This window comes from Bacillus sp. RO1 (assembly GCF_012524115.1).
In the GTDB taxonomy this organism is placed as follows: Bacteria; Bacillota; Bacilli; order Bacillales; family Bacillaceae_I; genus Sutcliffiella_A.
Window position 1 is genome coordinate 259,045 of sequence record NZ_JAAZWB010000087.1, and the last position, 23,410, is coordinate 282,454.

At 45.2% G+C, this 23,410-nt stretch carries 20 protein-coding genes; 3 read left to right on the forward strand and 17 right to left on the reverse strand.

What is annotated here, in order from left to right:
• Positions 1–47: 47 nt before the first annotated feature.
• The 5 genes from pruA to pcrB form a co-directional block, all read right to left on the reverse strand.
• Positions 48–1,592 (reverse strand): L-glutamate gamma-semialdehyde dehydrogenase, encoded by a 1,545-nt coding sequence (pruA, locus tag HC179_RS18150; RefSeq protein ID WP_168865594.1) that lies wholly within the window; start codon positions 1,590–1,592, stop codon positions 48–50.
• Between the two features lie 332 nt (positions 1,593–1,924).
• Positions 1,925–3,076, reverse strand: a complete 1,152-nt coding sequence (locus HC179_RS18155) for a CamS family sex pheromone protein (RefSeq protein ID WP_168865595.1) — start codon at positions 3,074–3,076, stop codon at positions 1,925–1,927.
• A gap of 12 nt (positions 3,077–3,088) precedes the next feature.
• Entirely contained in the window at positions 3,089–5,095 is a 2,007-nt protein-coding gene (gene ligA, locus HC179_RS18160) for an NAD-dependent DNA ligase LigA (protein WP_168865596.1), read from the reverse strand.
• 34 nt (positions 5,096–5,129) lie between these two features.
• Positions 5,130–7,436 carry a DNA helicase PcrA gene (pcrA, locus tag HC179_RS18165; RefSeq protein WP_168865597.1) on the reverse strand — a complete coding sequence of 769 codons (2,307 nt, stop codon included), beginning with the start codon at positions 7,434–7,436 and terminating at the stop codon, positions 5,130–5,132.
• A 229-nt stretch (positions 7,437–7,665) separates the two neighbouring features.
• Positions 7,666–8,352, reverse strand: coding sequence for a heptaprenylglyceryl phosphate synthase (pcrB, locus tag HC179_RS18170; RefSeq protein ID WP_168865645.1), 687 nt, complete (start codon positions 8,350–8,352; stop codon positions 7,666–7,668).
• A gap of 274 nt (positions 8,353–8,626) precedes the next feature.
• On the opposite strand from pcrB, the gene HC179_RS18175 reads away from it, so the two are divergent.
• Positions 8,627–8,788 (forward strand): hypothetical protein, encoded by a 162-nt coding sequence (locus HC179_RS18175; RefSeq protein ID WP_168865598.1) that lies wholly within the window; start codon positions 8,627–8,629, stop codon positions 8,786–8,788.
• 350 nt (positions 8,789–9,138) lie between these two features.
• Here the strand turns inward: HC179_RS18175 and HC179_RS18180 are convergent, their stop codons facing one another.
• Genes HC179_RS18180 through HC179_RS18190 form a run of 3 tightly spaced genes read right to left on the reverse strand, consistent with a single transcriptional unit; the run spans position 9,139 to position 12,318 of the window.
• On the reverse strand, positions 9,139–9,447 hold the full coding sequence (locus HC179_RS18180) for a YerC/YecD family TrpR-related protein (RefSeq protein WP_168865599.1): 309 nt from the start codon (positions 9,445–9,447) through the stop codon (positions 9,139–9,141).
• Between the two features lie 27 nt (positions 9,448–9,474).
• Positions 9,475–10,512, reverse strand: coding sequence for a DUF3048 domain-containing protein (locus tag HC179_RS18185; protein ID WP_168865600.1), 1,038 nt, complete (start codon positions 10,510–10,512; stop codon positions 9,475–9,477).
• Between the two features lie 60 nt (positions 10,513–10,572).
• On the reverse strand, positions 10,573–12,318 hold the full coding sequence (locus tag HC179_RS18190; RefSeq protein WP_168865601.1) for an adenine deaminase C-terminal domain-containing protein: 1,746 nt from the start codon (positions 12,316–12,318) through the stop codon (positions 10,573–10,575).
• Positions 12,319–12,515: 197 nt separating this feature from the next.
• Between HC179_RS18190 and HC179_RS18195 the strand changes: the two genes are divergently transcribed.
• Positions 12,516–12,833 (forward strand): YgaP family membrane protein, encoded by a 318-nt coding sequence (locus HC179_RS18195; RefSeq protein ID WP_240948575.1) that lies wholly within the window; start codon positions 12,516–12,518, stop codon positions 12,831–12,833.
• Between the two features lie 128 nt (positions 12,834–12,961).
• Entirely contained in the window at positions 12,962–13,045 is an 84-nt protein-coding gene (locus tag HC179_RS21310; RefSeq protein WP_346775159.1) for an EYxxD motif small membrane protein, read from the forward strand.
• Here HC179_RS21310 and purD read toward each other — a convergent pair.
• The 9 genes from purD to purC form a co-directional block, all read right to left on the reverse strand.
• Positions 13,020–14,291, reverse strand: a complete 1,272-nt coding sequence (gene purD / locus HC179_RS18200; RefSeq protein WP_168865602.1) for a phosphoribosylamine--glycine ligase — start codon at positions 14,289–14,291, stop codon at positions 13,020–13,022. The genes HC179_RS21310 and purD overlap by 26 nt on opposite strands.
• A gap of 230 nt (positions 14,292–14,521) precedes the next feature.
• The gene (purH, locus tag HC179_RS18205) at positions 14,522–16,051 is read right to left on the reverse strand and encodes a bifunctional phosphoribosylaminoimidazolecarboxamide formyltransferase/IMP cyclohydrolase (protein WP_168865603.1); all 1,530 of its coding nucleotides are present in this window, start codon (positions 16,049–16,051) and stop codon (positions 14,522–14,524) included.
• Complete coding sequence (purN, locus tag HC179_RS18210) at positions 16,048–16,638, reverse strand: phosphoribosylglycinamide formyltransferase (RefSeq protein ID WP_168865604.1); 591 nt, start codon at positions 16,636–16,638, stop codon at positions 16,048–16,050. Before purN ends, purH begins: the two co-directional genes overlap by 4 nt.
• Positions 16,635–17,675 (reverse strand): phosphoribosylformylglycinamidine cyclo-ligase, encoded by a 1,041-nt coding sequence (gene purM / locus HC179_RS18215; protein ID WP_168865605.1) that lies wholly within the window; start codon positions 17,673–17,675, stop codon positions 16,635–16,637. Before purM ends, purN begins: the two co-directional genes overlap by 4 nt.
• 276 nt (positions 17,676–17,951) lie before the next feature.
• The gene (purF, locus tag HC179_RS18220; RefSeq protein WP_168865606.1) at positions 17,952–19,367 is read right to left on the reverse strand and encodes an amidophosphoribosyltransferase; all 1,416 of its coding nucleotides are present in this window, start codon (positions 19,365–19,367) and stop codon (positions 17,952–17,954) included.
• Positions 19,352–21,574, reverse strand: a complete 2,223-nt coding sequence (gene purL / locus HC179_RS18225; protein ID WP_168865607.1) for a phosphoribosylformylglycinamidine synthase subunit PurL — start codon at positions 21,572–21,574, stop codon at positions 19,352–19,354. The genes purF and purL overlap by 16 nt, the downstream gene beginning before the upstream one ends.
• A complete protein-coding gene (purQ, locus tag HC179_RS18230; protein ID WP_168865608.1) occupies positions 21,558–22,244 on the reverse strand; it encodes a phosphoribosylformylglycinamidine synthase subunit PurQ in 687 nt (228 codons plus the stop codon). Before purQ ends, purL begins: the two co-directional genes overlap by 17 nt.
• Positions 22,241–22,495: a phosphoribosylformylglycinamidine synthase subunit PurS gene (gene purS / locus HC179_RS18235; RefSeq protein ID WP_060664027.1), complete on the reverse strand. Its 255-nt coding sequence runs from the start codon at positions 22,493–22,495 to the stop codon at positions 22,241–22,243. Before purS ends, purQ begins: the two co-directional genes overlap by 4 nt.
• Positions 22,488–23,213, reverse strand: a complete 726-nt coding sequence (gene purC / locus HC179_RS18240) for a phosphoribosylaminoimidazolesuccinocarboxamide synthase (RefSeq protein WP_240948576.1) — start codon at positions 23,211–23,213, stop codon at positions 22,488–22,490. The genes purS and purC overlap by 8 nt, the downstream gene beginning before the upstream one ends.
• Positions 23,214–23,410 lie beyond the last annotated feature (197 nt).

A 23,410-nucleotide genomic window follows, 5' to 3' on the forward strand; every position in this document is an offset into this window, starting at 1 on the left:
AAGAAGCTGACACCCAACTAGGCATCAGCTTCCTTCTATTATAATTATTACAACGTTTCAGAAGTTGTTTTTGCTTGCAAGTGAAGCAATAGGTAGTCAGGACCGCCCGCTTTGGAGTCTGTTCCAGACATGTTGAATCCACCGAATGGTTGGTATCCAACGATTGCACCTGTACATCCACGGTTGAAGTATAGGTTACCTACGTGGAAGTCTTCGCGAGCCTGCTCAATTTTGTCGCGGTTGTTTGTGATAACCGCTCCAGTCAAGCCGTATTCTGTGTTGTTGGCAATCTCAAGCGCATGATTGTAGTCTTTTGCTTTTGCAAATGCTACAACCGGTCCGAAGATTTCCTCTTTCATCAGGCGAGCTTCTGGATCCACGTCAGCAACGATTGTCGGCTGAACGAAGAATCCTTTGGAGTTGTCTCCTTCTCCACCAGCAAGGATGCGTCCTTCTTCTTTTCCAATTCCAACATATTTCATTACTTTATCAAATGCAGCTTGATCGATAACAGGTCCCATGTAGTGGTTTTCTGTTGGGTCGCCAACTGTCAATTCTTTTGTTAATTCTACTGCACGGTTTAATACTTGATCATACACATCTTCCACGATTACCGCACGGGAGCACGCAGAACATTTTTGACCGGAGAAACCGAATGCAGATTTTACGATGGATTGTGCTGCTAACTCAAGGTCGCCCTCGCTGTCTACCACAATCGTATCTTTTCCACCCATTTCAGCGATAACACGCTTCAGCCAAATTTGGCCAGGGTTCACTTTAGAAGCACGCTCATAGATTCGTAAACCAACGTCACGAGATCCAGTGAACGAGATGAAGCGAGTGCGTGGGTGGTCTACTAGGTAGTCCCCTACTTCCGCGCCGCTACCTGGTACGAAGTTAAGTACGCCAGCAGGAAGTCCAGCCTCTTCCATTACTTCTACAAATTTAGCTGCAACAACCGGAGTTGTAGATGCAGGCTTCAATAGTACTGTGTTACCCGTTACAATCGCCGCTACTGCAGTACCAGCCATGATTGCAAATGGGAAGTTCCAAGGAGAGATGATGACACCTACACCTAGTGGAATATAGTTATAACGGTTGTATTCGCCAACGCGGCTTTCTAAAGGCATACCGTCTTTTAGTTTAAGCATTTGACGCGCATAGTACTCAAGGAAATCAATTGCTTCAGCAGTATCTGCATCTGCTTCATTCCAAGGCTTTCCTGCTTCTTTTGTTAAGAGTGCAGAGAATTCGTGCTTACGACGGCGAATGATTGCTGCCGCACGGAACAAGATGTCTGCTCTTACTTCTGGCTTCACTTTACGCCACGTTTTGAACGTTTCGTCTGCAACTTGCATCGCCTTCTCAGCCAAGTCACGATCTGCCTTTGACACACGACCAATAACCTCTTCTTTATTTGCAGGGTTCACGGATACGATTTTATCTTCCGTCGTAACACGCTCTCCACCAATAACTAAGTCGTAATCTTGTCCTAAATAAGAGTCCACTAGTTTCAAGCCTTCAAGATAAGCTTGTTTGTTTTCCTCATTAGTGAAATCAGTAAATGGTTCATGTTTGTAAGGTAATACCATTACATTCGCCCTCCTTTGCATTCTAAAGCGCTTGCATACAATTCTCATTCTACCCTATCATTACTAGTCTTTCAAATATTGTTTTTATTCTAATCGGAAGAAAAATTTGGAGACGTTGGAATGGTGCATCAGATGTGGGAAGGGTAATTCTTTGAGCACTTTTTTGCAAAAGTTACAATAATCCTTGAAAAAGTTACAATAACTACAAAAATAGTTACAATAACCATTGAAAAAGTCTCAATAACCACAAAAATGGTTACAATCAATCCTCGTATCTCCATTCATAGCACAAAAAACCCACTATTCCATAAAGAATAGTAGGTCTCCAATAATTAATAGATATGAACAAACGGTTTTTCCGAACCTGCATCCCTTACAATCAACGCTTCCTCTCCACTGATGGAAGAAATGGATACTTGTAGATTGATATAATTCGGGAAGTGTTCCACCACTAGTCCAGTTACATACTGAGTGAAGCCAATCAACTCGGCTTTTCCGTTAAACTCCATATTCACTTCAATGGAAAGCTGTTGGAGTTCCCCATCACGGTAATAGCCTGTTCCTATCACACCTGTATGATTAGGAAAATAGTCGTCAATATCCAGCTTGAAATTCTCAAATCGTACTGCGTCATCACGATATAATTCGGTAGTATCACTATTTGGGAAAAGGTGATATTCTTCGTTTATTTCTTCCCATTTACCAACGGAATTATTTCCTGATGCGACATTTGCTTTTGCGATAAAGCTTCCTGGGACAACGGAATTCGCGGGACTTTGTTTATACAATCCAATGATGATTGGAACATTCTCAAGTCCTTCCATGCCACGTACTCTTCTGATAACTTCTTCGCCTATTTTTTTCCCTTCAGCTTCAAGTTCGTCATCTGGAATCACATATTCCCTCGGATAGCCGCCTTCTTCATCTGTTAAATTATAATAATGGACAGAGTTCAAGGCAATCCCAATGGAAACCCCGCCTAGTTCCACCTGATCTTCTCCCTTACGGACAAGATAGTTTTGTTCCTGGATATGCGCAAGGTAGATTGGACTTTTTTCGTTTGTATCTTCCGTATCGACTCCCCGAATCAACGGGGGGTTCAACCCGGTAGTATCCTTATCTTCTGGGTCAACTCGTCCCAGCCAGCTTTTAATCGTATCCCTCTTTATATACTGCCCTTCCTGATACAAATAACTGTCTGAAGGAAATACCTCCTGGGCCATTCTCATCAATCCGGTTTCCAATTCTTCCACATCGACCCGGCTGTTTAGGCGCGGGGCGATTTGGCCGCGGGTTTCCCCTGGCTTGTAAGGAAGGATTGTTTGATAATAGTCATCTGATATTTTATATCTAGGAACAATAGCTTGTTCCGTGTTTTCCTGCTGCGCTGGATCTTGTACCACTTCTTCCTGCTTCTCGAAGCCTGGCACACATCCGGTGGCAAAAAGAGAAACAACAAGGAGCAACGACAAAAACCTTTTCACTTCCAACACCTCTTATGATTGTATTTCCTTTAGCATTTGTGCTTCGTTCCAAACTTCTATTCCAAGTTCCTGGGCTTTTGTAAGCTTTGATCCAGCCTCTTCTCCTGCAATAACAAGGTGGGTGTTCTTGCTGACGCTACCCGTCACTTTTCCGCCCAGCTGTTCAATGGCTGCTTTCGCATCATTTCGAGACATTTCTTCCAGCTTTCCTGTCAGGACAATCGTTTTTCCTGCAAAATATGAATCCACATCTTCCGCGCTTACAGGTTTTGGTCCTTTATAAGCCATGTTGACACCAAGTTCTTTTAGCTCAGAGAGCAGTTCTTCCACTTCCGGCTGTTCAAAATAAGTCACAATGGAATCCGCCATCTTGTCACCAATTTCGTGAATCGCCGTCAGCTCTTCTTTCGTCAAGCTTGCAAGACGATCCATATGATCAAATTCTTGTGCCAGTGTTTTAGCTGCTTTCGCTCCGACTAATCGGATTCCAAGTCCAAACAGAAGGCGCTCTAACGAGTTGTCTTTTGTTTTCTCTATTGCAGAAATCAGGTTATCCGCAGACTTCTCACCCATCCGCTCCAGCTCCAGAAGCTGCTCTTTTGTTAATTTATAAAGATCTGCCACGTCTTCAATCAAGTTCTCGCGGAAAAGTTGAGCAATTACCTTTTCGCCAAGACCATCAATATTCATGGCATTACGGGATACAAAGTGAATCAATCCCTCACGAATCTGTGCCGGACATTTCGGGTTAATGCAGCGCAAGGCCACTTCCCCTTCAATGCGGACAAGCTCGCTCTCACATTCCGGACAGTGAGTCGGCATGGTGAAATCACGTTCTTCACCGGTTCTCTGCTCTACAAGTACATTCACCACTTCGGGGATGATATCTCCGGCTTTTTTCACGATAACGGTATCGCCAAGCTTAATGTCCTTTTCACGGATGAGGTCTTCATTATGTAAGGAAGCTCTTTGGACCGTCGTCCCTGCTACACGCACAGGTTCAAGGATCGCCGTTGGTGTAACCACACCTGTTCGGCCGATATTCAGCTCGATGTCAAGAAGCTTAGTCGTGACTTCTTCTGCAGGGAACTTGTACGCAATCGCCCATCTTGGACTTTTTGCGGTAAAACCAAGCTGTTCCTGATGCTCGGTGTTGTCCACTTTAATTACGATACCGTCTATATCATACGACAGATCCGGGCGTTTTGTGTGCCAAGCTGTGACATATTCCAAAACTTCTTCGATAGACGTGCACACTTTTCGCTCCGTATTCGTCTTAAACCCTAGTTTATCCAGGTAATCTAAGCCCTGACTGTGGGAATCCACACCTGCTTCTCCTGCATCTGCAAGGCTGTACACGTATACGGACAAGTTACGGGATGCAGCAATTTTTGGATCAAGCTGACGAAGGGATCCCGCCGCCGCATTACGTGGGTTGGCAAATGGCTCTTCTTCGCGCTCCATTTTTGCCGCATTTAGCTTTTCAAAAGAATTCTTCGGCATGTACGCTTCCCCGCGAACTTCCATCGTCACCAGTTCTTTTAAGCGCAAGGGGATTGATTTGATCGTTTTGAGATTCATGGTGATGTCCTCACCCGTAGTCCCATCTCCACGGGTCGCGCCAAGAACAAACAGCCCGTCCTCATAGCGCAGGGACACAGCCAGACCGTCAATTTTCAACTCGCATACATAGGTCACATCATCGCCGACAGCCTGCTTGACTCGGCGATCGAAATCACGCAAGTCGTCTTCGTTAAAGGCATTGCCCAGACTAAGCATCGGGGTACGATGCTCGACCTTGTTGAACATCTCAAGAATATTCCCTCCAACACGCTGAGTCGGAGAGTCCTCCGTTTGCAGTTCTGGATGCTCCTTTTCTAGCGTTAATAGCTCTTGTAAAAGAGAGTCATATTCGGCATCTGAAACGGACGGTTTGTCCAGTACATGATATTCATAGTTATATTGGTTCAGCACATCATGCAGCTCGCGAACCCGTTTTTCAGCTTGTTCTCTTTCCATGCAATGTCGTCCTTTCTAATTTGGCGGTTATCATCTATTGTTGAACCTTCGTCACAGGGGCAAATTTTGCTAATAGGCGTTTGATTCCTGTTGGGCTTGGGAATGCGATATCGAGTTCCTTGCTGTCTCCATCACCCTTTACGCTGACAACAGTGCCGACTCCCCATTTTTTATGTTCTGCTTTGTCTCCTACCATCCAGTCCAAGCTTTCTCCACCCGTTGCAGTAAGCCCTCGGGATGGTGCGGTGGTACGACGTGCGGTTTGCGAAGCTGGAGTTGCAGCTCTTCCTCTACCTGCTACTGATCCCCCACCAAACGGGGAAGTAGAACCGCCTCCAAAACTTGACCCGCGGCCACCAAATGGCGTTGGACGGGATGAAGCTTCTTTGTTTTCTTCGCTTTCTAGTAACTCTTCCGGAATTTCTTTTATAAAACGAGAAGGTGGATTAATGTTTGTACGACCAAATAACGTACGCATCTGGGCGTTCGTGATAAACAATTGCTGCTCGGCACGCGTAATTCCAACGTAAGCCAGGCGGCGTTCCTCTTCCATTTCCGCTTCTTCAAACAGTGAACGGCTGTGAGGGAATACCCCTTCCTCCATTCCAATCAGGAATACAACCGGGAACTCAAGTCCTTTTGCAGCATGAAGTGTCATTAAAATAACACCTTCCTGCTGGGCTGGATCTTCCTCGTCCAATTTATCAATATCAGCAACAAGCGCAAGGTCTGTAAGGAAGGCAACCAAGCTCTTATCATCATATTTTTCTTCAAAGTTCTTCGTAACAGATAGAAACTCATCGATGTTTTCCAGTCTGCTTTGGGATTCAATCGTTTTGTCGGCTTTCAGCATTTCACGATAGCCTGACTTTTCAAGAACCTCTTCCACAAGTTCCGTTACAGAGATATACTCTTGCATTTGTACATAGCCTTCAATCAGCGCGCGGAACTCTTTCAATTGAGAAGTAGCTCTTCCGCTGACGCCAATCAGGTCCACTTCTCCCAGCGCCGTGTATATGGAAATATCATGCTGTGCCGCGTAATTGGCGATCTTATCAACGGTTGTTGCCCCGATGCCACGTTTTGGTACATTCACAATTCGCTGCAAGCTGATGTCGTCGTCTGGATTGGCAATAAGGCGAAGATACGCCAAGATATCCTTGATTTCTTTTCTGTCGTAGAACTTGGTCCCGCCGACAATCGTGTAGTTGATATTAGACATGAGGAGCATTTCCTCCATCACACGGGATTGGGCGTTTGTACGGTAAAGAATCGCAAAGTCACCAAGCGTGCGTGTTGGGTCCTGTCGCATTAGTTCACGCATTTTGCCTACTACAAACTGTGCTTCCGATTTCTCCGAATCCGCTTGGTAATGGATGATTTTTTGTCCTTCGTCGTTTTCCGTCCAAAGGTTCTTCTTTTTACGGCCGATATTGTTTTCTATCACTCTGTTTGCCGCTTCTAGAATACGTTTGGTAGAGCGATAATTTTGCTCAAGGAGCACGACTTCTGCGTTTGGATAGTCTTTTTCAAAAGAAAGGATATTGGCGATATCCGCTCCACGCCAGCGATAGATGGACTGATCAGAATCCCCTACCACACAAAGGTTTTTCAGGCGATCAGCCAAAAGGTTTACCAACGTATATTGCGCTCTGTTCGTATCCTGATACTCGTCAACGTGGATATACTGGAACTTGCGTTGATAGTATTCAAGCACTTCCGGTACACGTTTAAAGAGATGGATGGTCGTCATGATTAGATCATCAAAATCCAGTGCCTGGTTCTTTTTCAGCCTCTTTTGGTAGTCGGTATAGATTTCCGCTACTTGCTGCTCATAAGGACCGAGTGGCTGTTTGGCATATTGTTCTGGATTCATCAGTTCATTTTTGGCAGAGCTGATGGTACCAAGGATGGTTCTTGGTTCAAACTTTTTCGGATCGATATTGCGGTCCTTTAAAATATTCTTGATAACAGATAGCTGGTCGGTCGTATCAAGAATGGTAAAATTGCGGTTAATTCCGATGCGGTCAATGTCACGGCGCAGGATTCGCACGCACATGGAGTGGAATGTGGAGATCCAGATGTCTTCTGCAGCCGGTCCTAGCAGCTTTTCCACACGCTCTTTCATTTCGCGCGCCGCTTTGTTTGTAAAGGTAATCGCAAGGATATTCCAAGGCGCAACCTGTTTTTCGGCCATCAGGTAGGCGATTCGATGCGTCAACACCTTCGTTTTTCCACTTCCCGCTCCGGCCATGATGAGTAAGGGTCCGTCCGTTTTTTTCACGGCTTCTTTTTGCATGGGGTTCAGTCCTTCAAGAAGCCTCTGACTTAAATATTGCATATTTTTTCACCGTCCCAACAAACATATGTTCTTATTTTCTATCATACTAAAATGTGTAGTGAATTACTATTAATTTTAGAATCTTTGCATCCACCGCTGTTGATCTCCGCAAATGGCTTCGCTTTCCTAGGGGCTGACGTGAGCCTCCTCACAACGCTTCAGGGGTCTCAACCTACCGCTATCTGCCTTAGGAGTCTTCGCCCTGTGCTCCAATCAACAGCTAGGATTACTATATATTTTTCACAGCCTCAACTGTTTTTAGTGCTTCTTTTAAGTTATCATACACGGCGTTTCCTACTACGACGGTATCGGCGTATGCAGCCATTTCTTTAGCGCGTTCTGCTGTGGAGATGCCGCCTCCGTAAAATAGTTGCGTTTTTTCGAGAGTTTGTTTGGCCGCTTGGACCATTTCCACGTCCCCGTACGTACCACTATATTCTAAGTAAAAGATAGGCAGATTAAACATTTTCTCTGCTAGTCTTGCATAAGCGATGACATCTTCTTTGTCGAGATCTGTTTTGGCTTCCGTTAACCTGGCAGCCTTACAGTCGGCATTCAGGATACAGTACCCTTCTGCCACGATCTCCTCCCAGTTCATGATGTCGCCGTACTCTTTCAGTGCCTCTATATGAAGGTCCGTGACCCATTCTGTCTTTCTGCTGTTCAACACACTAGGGATAAAATAAAAATCAAATCCCGGTGTGACCGATTCTATGGTGGAAACCTCCAATGCACATGGCAACGAATATCTTCTCACCCTGCTCATCAGGCTCAGCACATTGTCGAGTGTGACTCCGTCCGTACCGCCGACTAAAATTGCATCGGTACCGGATTCGCACACAAGCTCTAAATCTTCGTCCGATATCTCTTTATTTGGATCCAATTTAAAAACGTGCTTCCACTCACGTATTTCCATTAACACTGCAAACGTCCCCCATTCTAATTTTCCATTCCCCTATTATAGCAAAATCCCAGCTAATACGAAAAAGAGAAACGGAGATTGTGGACTGGAAGTTACGACCTATTTAGGTTGCCCAAAAGTTTTTTTCCTTTGTGCTGTTATTTGTTATGCGTAGCGGGGAATTACATAACTAACATCTTTAGTCGCACTTAGGAAAATAGTTGTTTTTTAATAGATGGATGCATATCGAAGTCGCTTCAAAATATGATGTGATAAGGAGGTGTCCAACATGCCTATGCGGCTATGGTTTGTTATTGGCTTCGCTATTCTTTTGGTGTTTGGTGCTCTTGTGGACCACTTTGGAAAAAAAAGAAGGAGATCGGCTCACTCTGCTTCGCACTCTCAATCAGTCGATCAAGTAAAACCAAACCAGGATACGTTTTTTAGGTGATGCACGGTTTGTTAAGGGACTTTGCTTTTGGGTGGAACCGCTTCTTAATAAGAGGCGGTTATTTGTTGTTTGATCAGTGGAGAGTGTAGTTTATATTTATAATGATTTTTCATACCGTTCTGGCGTATGGAACCTTTCTATTAGACTTTTCATGCGGGTTTCCTCACCGTTCGGGCGTATAGAACCGTTCTTTTAGACTTTTTATGCGGATTTCCTCACTGTTCGGGCGTATAGAACTCCCCTATTAGACTTTTCATCGAGTCTTCTCAACCATTCGGGCATATAGAATGGTGGCCAATCCAAAAAAGTGGCCCGCTGCAATCCAGCGCAGCGGGCCACCTTAAAACTCTTTACACTTCTTCTGTCTTTTCTTCTGCAATACGCTCCAATGCCATCTCGTAAGCATCGTTACCGTAATTCAAGCAACGCTTCACACGGGAGATGGTCGCCGTACTTGCACCAGTTTCTGTCTCGATTTTATGATACGTGAAACCTTCTCTCAGCATTCTTGCCACTTCTAGGCGCTGGGCTAAAGATTGAATTTCATTGATGGTACAGAGGTCATCGAAAAATCGATAGCACTCTTCCATGTCTTTTAAAGAAAGAATAGATTCAAAAAGTTGATCCAGTTCTTTTCCGCGTAGTTTATTGATTTGCATGTTTTATTTCTCCTTTGCTTATTAAGACTAGTATATGACCTTATTTAAATCTGGAATAATCTGAATCCACGTTTTACCCGGGACAAGTGGAACCTGTTCCCCGTTTTTGTAGGGAAGGATCTTGCCGTCCACCGATTTCCATTCCACATCGAAACGCTCTCCATGTTGGATGAGCACCCCGTTGCCGCCTGAGGTTATATCGATGTCCCGTCTACCTTGTTTATCTACCACAAGATGAGCCGCTTCTACAAGGAACACATTATGTGCAATAATCTCTTCCTTTGTTTCAAGGTCTGTGTGTTTCACGCCGCCGCTATAACGGACGTATGCTTTTCTCTCAGCATCATATCTATATTCAACATGTGTTGCCTGCCTGGATGAGTATTCGATTTTCACTTGCTCTAAAGCGGTGGCTTCATGAGGATTGATTTGCCCTTTTTTCAAAAATGTAAAAGATGCGACCTCCGCTTGTGTCTCATAATTTAGCTGCTCTGCGCCTTTTTGGATATTTTCAGAGCTGATGTATGAATTATGCGGCGCCTTCCGGAAACTTGCTCGTTTAAAAAGTGTTCCGTCATAGGTCAGACCGTTTATTCCATCTACCTCTCCTGCTTGTATCTTCTCTTTGGCACCAGGACTCCAACCATGAAATACATACAAGGCGTCATAGGCTTTTGCCAGGTCTACAAAATAGGCTCTTGAACTTCTGACAGGACCGACTGTTTCAGGCATTTCACTGTGAAATATGGCAAGGAGCCTGGTAATGTCGCCTTCTGCCAGCACTTCATAAACAACATCGGCCTTATGCAAACCAGACTGTGGTCTAGCTTTTATATCATTATTCACCATTACCGCAACCGGACGGGCATCTACTTTCTCCTCCACCATTTCTCCAGTTAACGGTGCTTGCTCCGTCAGTTCAGATACCTCTGTCGCGACTTGTTCTTCCTCTTCTATCGCTACTTCTGTAGTCTCTTCACTTTGCTCTTGACTAGTTTCAACGTTTTTTTTATCGTTGGATTGACAGCCTGCCAACATCAGCATAAGACTTGCCAATACCAACATCTTATTCCTACTCATCCTAACATAAACACAACCTTTAGTAATTTTACATACTTTTATATTTTAACGCATTATTGACGGAAAGAGTACCGTTTTATTCATCACATCGTATATTCCTCTAGGTGTTATTCTAATATAGGGAAGATGTGTAGATGATAAAAATAATAATGTATAGATGGGATCATTGAAACTGTAGCCTCTTTCAAACAACTGATTTCGCAGTTCTGTTTCCTGCTTCATCAGGTCTTCCATGCTACAATCTGATAATCCACCTGAAAGCGGTAATGGGATGTCGCAAATGACTTCTCCACCTTCCACCAACACCATTCCCCCTCCTAGATCTTTCATATGTTGGAAGGCCTTTAGCATCGCGGTCTTGTCTTTCCCTATCAAAACGATATCACCTGTATTGGAATAAGAACTCGCAAATCCTTGAACATGTGTCCCGAACCCTTTGAGAATCGTGTTCACGCGCCATTTTCCTTTACGGTCAATTAGCATAAGGTACGACTGATCATGAGATGTCGACAGGCTGTCACCTGACACATCCACTGAGATAGTATATGGCTTAATGATTACTTCGTTGACCATTTCCATCCCAAGCGCCATGGAAAATTGTAAATCATCCATGCTTAAATCCCAACCGAGTTTCATCGGCTCTAGGCCGAGCGCCGACCAATTTTGGGTAGGGAAAACGTCCTTGACCTGCTCATTGTCCCTTGTGACCCACAGGCCTTTGGAAAGGACGGAAACGGGGGTTGGCTCTTCTTTTGCCTTTAGGAAGTTGATGTTTGCTATCCGTCCTGGTGCAATGCTTCCGTGCAACTTATCCATAGAAAAGTGTCTTGCTGCATTATAAGAGGCCATCCGGTATGCCTCTATTGCCGGCACTCCTTTGTCTAAAGCAATGGCGATGGTCCGGTCTATGACACCGCTTTCATAAAAGCTCGGTGTGGAGCCGTCTGTGTTGAAGAAGGTTTGATCATAGTAATGAACACCTGAAGCTTCAAGCTCTTCTAAAATTAATGGTAGGTCCGGTCTGATTGAGGAATAACGCAAGGAAGCATGATACCCTTGAGAAATTCGTTTAATCACATCCGCTCCATTCATCGCCTCATGGTCACTGTGAATGCCGAGCAGCTGCATTTTCGTCAATGTCTTTTCCGAAGCACCAGGAAAATGCCCTTCCACTGGTTTTTTGCGTGCATTCGCCTCTTGGACCCAATGTAAAATTAAATCGTCCCCCGCCATTAATTTCGGCCAACTTGTCAATTCCCCGCCCTGCATAACAAGAGGGTGATCTAGCCAGCTTTTCATATTTGGAGTCGAGAAAATTTCGTCCTCATTTTTTATCTCCGTCTGCGCATCAAATCTGCACCACCAATACATAGTCGCAGCAGTTTTGTTCATTTCTTCTATAAAAGAAAACGCTTTCTTTTTTGTCATCTGCAAAGTAAGCATCAAGTTGTCATTAACGAAGGTCGTTGTTCCTAATTTAGATGCATATTGCGCAAACGACAGGGGATTATAAAGTTGAAACGGATGAACATGCGGTTCAATGTAACCTGGAACCAAGTAGTATGATTCACAATTAACCATTTCTGTGTTCTCAGTGTTTGTAGGGAGCTGATCTCCTACATAGACAATTCGATCTTCGTGGATCCAAATATTTGCGGTCATCCACGCTTTTAATTGAACATTTAAGTATGTTGCATTAGTCAGAACCAAGGTTGGTGCCTGTTTTCCATCAATAACGGCAACCTGTTCTCGTATTTTTTTGTTTTTCCATCTATATGCTTGTTCATGCATTATTTATCACCCACTCTTTGTGAGATTTTATCTTTGTCACATCTGTATGATTCATTTAGTGAATATTATTTTGATATAACCTCTTTTTACCATGTTACCACAACAGAGTTTTGCTTGCATCACCGTTCTTGATAATTATGTGAAAATTAATGCAATTTAGCGCTTTAACTGAAGAAAATTTATACTTTGGAGGGATTATGATGAAAGTAAGACCAAATATCAGCATCATCAATGCGATGATTCGCATCACAGCAGGATTTGCTACATTGGCGTGGATTACAAGCAAAATGGTTCGACGTCCAAACCGCGATTCCTATAAACTTGTCGCACTCCTTGCAGGCATGAAAATCGCGGAAGGCATTCTGCGCTACTGCCCGCTAACAGCAGGCTTCGAGCGCTTCCAAGAATACCGCAACGACCACAATAGCGAAAACAACCACTACAACTTCGACTTCGACGACTTCGAAGCCAAAGCAAACACCGACGGCGGAGCCGACTCTTACAACCCTTCATGAGGGGAAGATGGTGAAAAACGATAAAAACGATAAAAAAACACCTTTGGGGGTCAGACCCCCAAAGGGTTTTCGTCACTCACATCGAACAATATAAGGAGGTATGAAAAATGCTTGAGTATTTAACGGATATGTCGTTTGTGTTAGCCACTATTATTGGTGGGATTGTTGCTATTTTGTATGTTTTTGTTAAGAAGAAACGCCGGACGCAATAGCTTTGTGGGCAATGTCCTTGCGATAGAAAAGATTATCGCATGTTATTTTGCGCAACTCTTCGTACACTTTTTTCTGTGCTTGCTCTAAGCTGTCGCTTTGTGCAGCCACTAGCAGCACGCGGCCGCCGTTTGTTATAAGCTTTCCATCTCGAGCTTCTGTGCCGGCATGAAAAACCAAACCTTCACCAACTTGATCCGCACCTTCAATAACGGCACCATTTTCATACGCTTCTGGATAGCCTTTGGATGCCATTACAACACCAACTACAGATTCATTCGACCATTTAAGCTCCAGCGCATCATCCCCGCGTAGGACCCCTGTCAACACTTCCGCCAAATCTGATTCAAGTCTTGGTAACACGACTTGCGTTTCTGGATCACCAAAGCGTGCATTAAATTCAATCACCTTTGGACCTTGCTTGGTTAAAATCAAACCTGCATATAAAATGCCTACAAATGGGCGTCCTTCGTTTACCATCGCTTTTGCAGTTGGAAGCAGTACCGTTTCCAACGCCTCTTCCACAACGGAATTTGGGATTTGCGGCACTGGAGAGTACGCTCCCATGCCACCTGTGTTTGGTCCCTTGTCCCCGTCAAACGCACGTTTATGATCTTGTGCAATCACCATTGGATATACTTTCTCACCGTTGACGAATGCCATAAAAGAGAACTCTTCTCCTTCAAGGAATTCTTCAATTACAAGTTTAGAGGATGCAGCTCCAAATTTTGACTCCGCCATCATTTCATGCACCGCATTAAACGCCTCTTCATCCGTCATGGCAACAACCACACCTTTTCCAGCTGCCAATCCGTCAGCTTTCAGAACAATCGGTGCGCCCTTGCCTTCGATGTACGTTCTTGCTTCTTCGTAATCTGTGAACGTTTCATAGCCAGCTGTCGGGATGCCGTATTTTTTCATCAGGTCCTTGGCAAAGCCTTTGCTTCCCTCAATGAGAGCCGCAGCCTTGGTTGGTCCGAATACTTGAAGTCCTGCAGCTTGGAATGCGTCGACTATTCCGTTTAGTAAAGGTACTTCCGGGCCCACCATGGTAAGGTCGATTTGGTTTTCTTTTGCAAAATTTATTAAGGAGTCCGTGTCTGATTCTTGGATCGGAACTAGATTTCCGACTGTTTCCATACCGATGTTTCCTGGTGCGATAAATACTTCTGTTACGGATGGGCTTTGTGCGAATTTCCAGGCGATGGCGTGTTCGCGGCCGCCTTTTCCAATTACCAATACTTTCATGGGTTTTCCTCCTGACGTGTTGAGGGATATTTATTCGCTAACTCCCTGTTTCCCTTCCGTTCCAGGTGTACGCTTTCCGCGGGGCGGTGCTTGAGCCTCCTCGCTGCGCTGTGGGGTCTCAAGTCTACCGTTACCTCCCGCCGGAGTCTCACACCTTACACTTCAGTCAACAGGGGATAGTTGGGTAATCAATGAATATTAACGGTATCAATACTTATGAACACATGCTATCAATGCTTAAAATGTCTCATTCCCGTAAATACCATCGCAATTCCGTATTCGTCGGCTTTTTTGATGGAATCTTCATCTTTGATGGAGCCGCCTGGTTGGATGATGGCTGTTACACCGGCTTTTGCTGCTGCTTCGACTGTGTCGTTCATTGGGAAGAAAGCGTCTGAGCCTAGTGCGGAGCCTACTGCTTTTTCGCCAGCTTGCTCAATGGCAATTTTCGCTGCACCAACACGGTTCATCTGTCCTGCACCAACGCCGACAGTCTGACCTTCTTTGGCAAGTACGATGGCATTGGATTTCACATGCTTCACTACCTTCCATGCAAGCTTCAGGTCTGCCCACTCTTGCTCAGTCGGTTCGCGCTTCGTTGGAACCGTGATAGTCGCTTCTTCAAAACCTGCTTGATCCTCATCTTGCACCAGAAGACCTCCGCGAACGGATACCATACGGGATTGCATCACGCCTGCCCCGTTCATATCTACCAATAACAATCTGATATTCTTTTTCTGCTTTAGTACAGCCAAAGCATCCTCACTAAAGGACGGTGCAATGACAATCTCCAAAAACAACTCATGTAAAAGTTCTGCCGTTTCTTTGTCCACTTCTGTATTGAAGGCGATGATGCCTCCGAAAATCGAAACAGGATCTGCTTCATATGCACGACGGTAGGCTTCCACCGTAGTTGCACCGGTTCCCACGCCACAAGGGTTCATATGCTTGACTGCAACTACTGCAGGGTCTTTGAATTCTTTAACGATCTGCAATGCTGCATCAGCATCATTGATATTGTTGTAGGATAATTCTTTTCCGTGAAGCTGTTCAGCTGATGCAATCGAAAATTCGGACGCTAATGGTGCTTGGTAGAATGCTGCTTGTTGATGCGGGTTTTCTCCGTAACGCAAGCCTTGTTTTTTCTCAAACGTAACGGTCAATGATTCCGGATGCTTCTCTTCTACTGCTTCCGTTAAATAGTTGGAAATCATCGCATCATAGGCTGCTGTATGGCGGAATACTTTTGCTGCAAGGCGACGGCGTGTTGCCACCTCCACTTTCCCGCTTTCTTTTAATTCAGCAATTACACCCTCATAGTCTGTAGGGTCCACCAAAACTGCAACATCCTTATGATTCTTTGCTGCTGAACGAAGCATTGTCGGGCCGCCGATATCGATGTTTTCAATGGCATCTTCAAACGTGGAATCTGCTTTTGAGATCGTTTCTTTAAATGGGTAAAGGTTCACCACAACCAAATCGATCGGAGTTATTCCGTGCTCCTCTAGCTGCGCTTGGTGACTTTCGTTGTCACGCATCGCCAATAATCCACCATGGATGATCGGGTGTAAGGTTTTTACACGTCCATCAAGTATTTCAGGGAAGCCTGTTACTTCCGAAATTCCAATTACCTTCACACCATTATCCTGCAATACTTTTTTTGTGCCGCCGGTAGAGATAACCTCCACACCTAGGTCCACTAATTGTTGTACAAATGGGACAATGCCCTCTTTATTTGAAACACTAACTAATGCTCTCATCGTATCGTTGCCTCTCCTTTGATTGAAAAAAGTTGTTGTAAGGTTTTTGGGTAAAATGAATGTTCTACCTCATGAATTTTTTTCTCTACTGTTTCTCGCGTATCATCCTGGCCAATTTCAATTGCTTGTTGTGCAATAATTGGTCCCGTGTCCATACCTTCATCGACAAAATGAATGGTCACTCCTGTTAGTTTCACACCGTACTCGAGCGCTTGACCTACCGCATCCAGGCCTGGAAACGCTGGTAATATAGAAGGATGGATGTTAACGATTTTCCCTTTAAAAGCGTTAAGCAGCGTCGGTCCAATAAGACGCATATAGCCTGCCAACACAATAAAATCTACTTCATATCTTTTTAACTCCAGAAGGATATGCTCTTCAAATTCCTCTTTCGTTTTATAGCTTTTAGGCGCAAATGCGAAATAGGGAATGTCCGCTGCAGTTGCACGTTCGACTACATAGGCATCGGGCTTGTCACAGACAAGCAAAGCAGGCGTGGCATCGAGCAAGCCTTTTTGACATGCATCCGTTATCGCCTGAAAATTGGACCCGCTCCCTGATGCAAAGATGGCGATTCTTGTTGTCATCGGATTTCTCCTCCGCCAAACGTGATACCCTCCCCTTCTTTTACACGGCCAATCAAGTAAGCTTTCTCCCCGTTAGCTTCAAGAATCTGCACCACTTCTGGTAGGATCTCTTCGTTTATGGCAAGCACCATGCCAATTCCCATGTTGAAGATATTGAACATTTCCTTGCGATCTAGCTCGCCAACTTCCTGTAAAAGATCAAAAATCGGTGGGATCGGCCAAGTGCCATAGTCCACCTCAGCTTGCATGCCTTCTGGGAGCATCCGTGGGATATTTTCAATAAATCCGCCACCGGTAATATGAGCCATTCCGTTGATGTCGTATTTTTTTAGGACTTCAAGGATTGGTTTTACATAGATTTTTGTAGGCGTGAGCAGCTCTTCGCCAAGTGTACCGTCAAAGCCATCGTACTTTTTATCAAGGTCCAGCTTGCCTTTTTCAAACACAATCTTACGTACTAATGAGTATCCGTTGCTGTGGATACCGCTTGAGCTCAGTCCGATCAATACGTTGCCAGGTTCAATTTTGGAGCCATTGATTAAACGCTCTTTCTCTACCACTCCTACTGTAAATCCTGCCAAATCATACTCTGTATCGTCATACATACCAGGCATTTCCGCTGTTTCCCCGCCTACTAATGCGCAACCTGCCTGCTCGCAGCCGTCCGCGATTCCTTTTACAATACTCTCAATACGCTCCGGCACTGCTTTACCGCATGCAATATAATCTAGAAAATATAGCGGCTCTGCGCCTTGCACGACAACATCGTTCACACACATCGCAACTGCATCCACCCCAATGGTGTCATGTTTGTCGAGCTGGAAAGCAAGCATCAGTTTTGTCCCGACTCCATCTGTCCCGGAAACGAGCACCGGATTTTTAACATTTACTGCCGATAGGTCAAACAGGCCTCCAAATCCGCCCAGGCCTCCCATCACCTCTGGCCTCATCGTTCTAGCCACATGCTTTTTCATACGCGTCACCGCTTCATAGCCCGCTTCTATATCTACACCCGCTTGCTTGTATGCATTTGCCATATGTGTTGTGTCTCCCTTCCAATGGAAAAGCGACGAATCTTTAAAATCCCGCCGCTTTTTTTTAAGCTTTTTTAAAAAGTAGTTAATGTTTGGTTTCTCAATAGTTCTAGGGTGACTCAACCCTGCTTCCCACAGTTTTCACAGTGGATTGTAACTATTTTTGGTGTTATTGTAACTTTTTCAACGCTGATTGTGACTTTTTCCATGTTGATTGTGACTTTTTTCACCGTTATTGTAACTTTTCCAAAAAATCAGCCCTTCAACAAGTCACCAAGCCTAGCACTTCTCATGCGGCAGCACCGTGTCCGGAAAAATCTCCGTCGGATACTTGCCGCTAAAGCACGCCATACACTGCCCACGAGTCTCCCCGTCAAATGGGCGATCAATCGCTTCGACCATACCACCAGGACTTAAAAACGCTAGGGAATCTGCCCCAATGATCTCACGCATTTCCTCCACAGAATGAGAAGAGGCAATCAACTCTTCGTGTGTAGAAGTATCAATTCCGTAAAAACAAGGATTCTTGATCGGAGGTGAACTGATGCGCACATGCACCTCAGTCGCACCTGCTTCTCGAAGCATTCTTACAATCCTTCTGCTCGTCGTTCCGCGGACGATCGAATCATCGACCATCACGACACGCTTGCCTTCCACGACCCCGCGAACAGGAGAAAGCTTCATCTTCACACCCTGCTCACGCAATGACTGGGAAGGCTGGATAAACGTACGGCCTACATATCTATTTTTGATCAAGCCGAGTTCATATGGAATACCTGAAAGTTCCGCATAACCAATTGCTGCTGAAATACTGGAATCCGGTACCCCCGTAACCACATCTGCCTCTACACCTGACTCCATCGCCAGCTGCTTGCCAAGACTTTTCCTTGCTGTATGCACATTGATGCCATCAATATTGCTGTCAGGTCTGGAAAAATAAATGTACTCCATGCTGCACATCGCACGTTGGGTATGCATCGTAAATCGCTCGGAATGCAAGCCGCCATTGTCGATAATCAACAATTCCCCAGGCTCGATATCGCGGATGAATTCTGCACCCACTACATCAAACGCACAGGTTTCGGACGCCACGACATAGGCATCGTTCAGCTTACCAAGTGACAGTGGACGCAAACCGTTCGGGTCAAGCGCAACCATCATTTCCGTCTCAGTCATGATTAAAAAGGCATATGCACCCTTTAGCATCGACAACGCATTTTTCACACGATCCTTTAATAGCGTGTAGCCACTTCTTTTAATAAGATGAGCCAAAACTTCCGTATCGGACGTTGTTTGTAAAATACTCCCCATCGTCTCAAGCTGATGCTTTAGCGCATTAGCATTTACGAGATTTCCATTGTGGGCAAGTGCAAGACTGCCAGATTGAGAGTGAAACAATAGAGGCTGTACATTCTCATAACCGCCGCCCCCTGCCGTTGCATAACGGACATGGCCAATAGCAGCTTTTCCGGCACCAAGTTCTTGCAATCTACCATTACCGAACACTTCGTTCACAAGGCCTTCCCCTTTTACCGCTACAAGCTTCTCCCCATCAGTTGAAACAATCCCTGCGCCTTCTTGGCCACGGTGCTGCAGGCTATGCAAACCGTAATAGGTAATCTGGGATGCCTCGGGATGTCCCCAAATCCCGAACACCCCACATTCCTCATTCAAGCCCTTTAATTCAGCAAGCATGGAATAGCTCCTTTCCAAGCATCACGAAGGTCGTCCACAGACATATGGATCGCAACTTCACGGGATGCCGATTCAATATGAAGATTACCAGTTGCAGTGACAGTTCCTACAAAGCTAGCATCCGCCACCGCTGCTTCAAATGCCTCTTGATTTTCCGGACGAACCGTTACAACAAAACGAGATTGCGTTTCACTGAACAGTGCAGATGTCATATCTCCAGTAAGCGTCACTGCCGCTCCCAAACCACGAGCACCCATTGCACTTTCTGCCAAAGCAACACCTACTCCACCTTCTGCTACATCATGTGCAGATGCAACTAATCCAGCGCGAATTGCCGCCAATAGTTCATCCTGACGTCTAGCTTCCACATCTAAATCAATTCCAGGCGCCTTACCAAAGATCTTGCCATACGTAAGCTTTTGCAGCTCACTTCCACCAAACTCAGAAGCCGTTTCCCCAATCACATAAATCAGGTCGCCTTCGTTCTTGAATTCCTGAGTCGTAACATGCTTCAAATCATCAATCAATCCAACCATGCCGACAACTGGCGTTGGGTAAACAGCCACACCGTTTGTTTCGTTATATAAAGATACATTTCCACCGATTACTGGCGACTCTAACTTGCGGCAAGCTTCACTCATGCCGTCTGTCGCTTTTTCGATTTGCCAGAAGATCTCCGGCTTTTCAGGGTTACCAAAATTCAGGCAGTCTGTGATTGCTAATGGCTTCGCACCAGAGCACACGATGTTACGTGCCGCTTCTGCCACAGCGATCATCCCGCCGACTTCTGGATCTAGATATAGATAACGGGAGTTACAATCGGTTGTCATCGCCAATGCTTTTTCCGTTCCACGGATACGAACAACTGCCGCGTCAGAACCAGGCACCACCACTGTATTCGTACGTACTTGGTAGTCATACTGATCATAAACCCACTCTTTGCTTGCGATGGTCGGTTGCTTTAATAAAGATACTAACGTTTCCTCATAGTCGGCTACTTCCGGCACCGCTACCTCCATCTCCTGGAACTCACGGTAATACGCAGGTTCACTTGATGGCTTATGGTATACAGGAGCTTCTTCAGCAAGCGCATCCACCGGTACATCTGCAATCACTTCACCTTTGTGAACAAGGCGCAGTTTTTTGTCATCCGTCACTTTTCCAATAGCTACAGCTTCTAAGCCATATTTTGAAACGATTTCGTGTGCCTCATGCTCACGTCCAGCTTCCACCACAATCAGCATGCGCTCTTGGGATTCAGAAAGCATCATTTCATAACCAGTCATACCTGTTTCACGCTGTGGCACAAGGTCAAGATTCATTTCAATTCCGGAGCCTGCCTTTGATGCCATCTCCGCAGAAGAACTAGTTAATCCAGCCGCTCCCATGTCTTGGATCCCTACAAGACCGTCCCATTTCACGATCTCCAAGCAAGCTTCCAATAATAATTTTTCCATAAAAGGATCGCCAACTTGAACCGCTGGGCGTTTCTCTTCGGATGCTTCAGAAAGCTCTTCCGATGCAAAAGTTGCCCCGTGGATCCCGTCGCGTCCCGTTTTTGCCCCAACGTACATGACCGTATTACCGACACCTTTTGCCTGCCCTTTTTTAATATCTTCATGATTGATCAGACCCACACACATTGCATTCACAAGTGGATTGCCATCATAGGCCGGGTCGAACTGGATCTCGCCGCCAACTGTCGGGATACCCACACAGTTTCCGTAGCCTGCGATTCCTGCCACCACTTCTTCAAACAAATATTTCACACGTGGAGATGTTAGTTCCCCAAAGCGCAAAGAATTCAATAACGCAATCGGACGTGCGCCCATGGAAAAGACATCGCGGATGATCCCGCCGACACCTGTTGCCGCACCTTGATATGGCTCGATGGCAGACGGGTGATTATGACTTTCAATTTTGAACACCACTGCCTGATTGTCTCCGATGTCCACAATACCTGCACCTTCCCCAGGACCTTGCAATACTTTAGGCCCATCTGTCGGGAACTTGCGCAATACCGGCTTGGAGTTCTTGTAGCTGCAATGCTCCGACCACATTACCGAGAATAACCCGGTTTCCGTGTAGTTTGGCAAACGCCCAAGAATTTTTTCTACCATTAGGAACTCTTCATCGCTCAGTCCCATTTCACGGTAAATGCCTTCCGCTTTGATCATCTCTGGATTTGGCTCAAGAAGTAACGACATGTGATTCCCTCCAATTACGAACGATAGATTGAAAGAGTTTAAGGCCATCTGCACTGCCTAACAGCTCAGAAACCGCTCTTTCAGGGTGTGGCATCATACCAAGTACATTTCCTTTTTCATTTACAATTCCTGCAATATCATGTAGACTACCATTTGGATTGTCACCATTATAGGAAAAAGCAATTTGCCCATTGCTTACTAATTCCCCTAAAGTTTTCTCATCACAATAGTAATTTCCTTCCCCATGCGCTATGGGGATGGTGATGATCTCATCTTTTTCGTATCCCGACGTGAACATCGTTTTGTTATTCTCCACTTTTAATTCCACCGGACGGCACATAAACTTCAAGTTTTTATTCCTTCTCATCGCCCCTGGAAGAAGACCTGATTCCAGCAAAATTTGAAATCCGTTACATACGCCCAAGATTGGCTTCCCAGCTTCTGCTGCTTTTTGTACTTCTAGCATGACATTGGAAAAGCGTGCAATTGCGCCAGATCTTAGGTAATCTCCATATGAAAATCCACCTGGTAGTAAAATTCCGTCATACTCCTCTAGGTTCGTTGCATCATGCCACACATACTCGACTTCTTCCCCAAGCTCGTCTTTGATGGCATGGTACATATCTACATCACAGTTGGAGCCCGGAAACACAATGACTGCAAATTTCACGATCCAACAACCTCCTCCACCTCATAACGGAAGTCTTCAATCACTGTATTTGCCAATAAACGTTCGCACATTTCCTTTACAAGCACGTCTAGGTCACGGTCAGATTTTGCAATCGTCAATTCTAAAAATTTTCCGATACGAACTTCCTCGACCTCTTTATAAGAAAGACTATGAAGCGAATTTTTCACTGCTGTTCCTTGTGGATCTAAAACGCTCTCTCTTAACGTTACGAATACCTTCACTTTATACATGCTGCTCTCCTCCGATACGTGCTAGTATTTTTTCGTATGCATCTGTCAGGCTACCAAGATTTCTGCGGAACACATCTTTATCAAGTTTCTCATTCGTTTCCTTATCCCACAGACGGCATGTGTCCGGTGACACCTCATCAGCCAAGATGATTCGCCCGTCATTCGTTTTACCAAATTCCAGCTTGAAATCTACCAATCTCAAACCTTTGTTTCCGAAAAATTCCGATAATACCGCGTTGACCTTACGCGCTACATGCTTCAAAATGTCCACTTCTGCTGGTGTTGCAAGCTTTAAAAGTTGAACATGATCTTCTGTGATGAGCGGATCACCTAGTGAGTCATCTTTATAGTAAAACTCAACGATTGGTTTCTCCATTTTTAGTCCTTCTTCGATGCCAAGGCGCTTTGCCATGCTGCCGGCGGTGATGTTACGTACCACGACTTCAAGTGGAATGATGTCGACTTTTTTCACAAGCTGTTCTGTTTCGGACTTGCGCTCGATGAAGTGGTTTTCGATTCCGGCTTCGGTGAGCATGGAAAATAGTAAGCTAGTAATCTCGTTATTCAAACGGCCTTTGCCTGTAATGTCGGCTTTTTTTTCGCCGTTGAAGGCGGTGGCGGAGTTTTTATATTGGATCCAGACGATGTTTTCGTCGGTTGTTGAGTAAACCAGTTTTGCTTTGCCTTCGTATAATAGTTCCTGCTTTTGCAAGGTCATGGGTTTGCCTCCTATTAAAAGAGAGATGGGTTTTTGCGTTAACTCCCTGTTCATTTCCGTTGCAGGCACTCGCTTTCCGCGGGGCGGTGCTTGAGCCTCCTCACTTCGTTGCGGGGTCTCAACCTACCGCTACTTTCCGCAGGAGTCTCGTGCCTTCCACTCCAATGAACAGGGGAAAACATTTTATGCAATTAGAT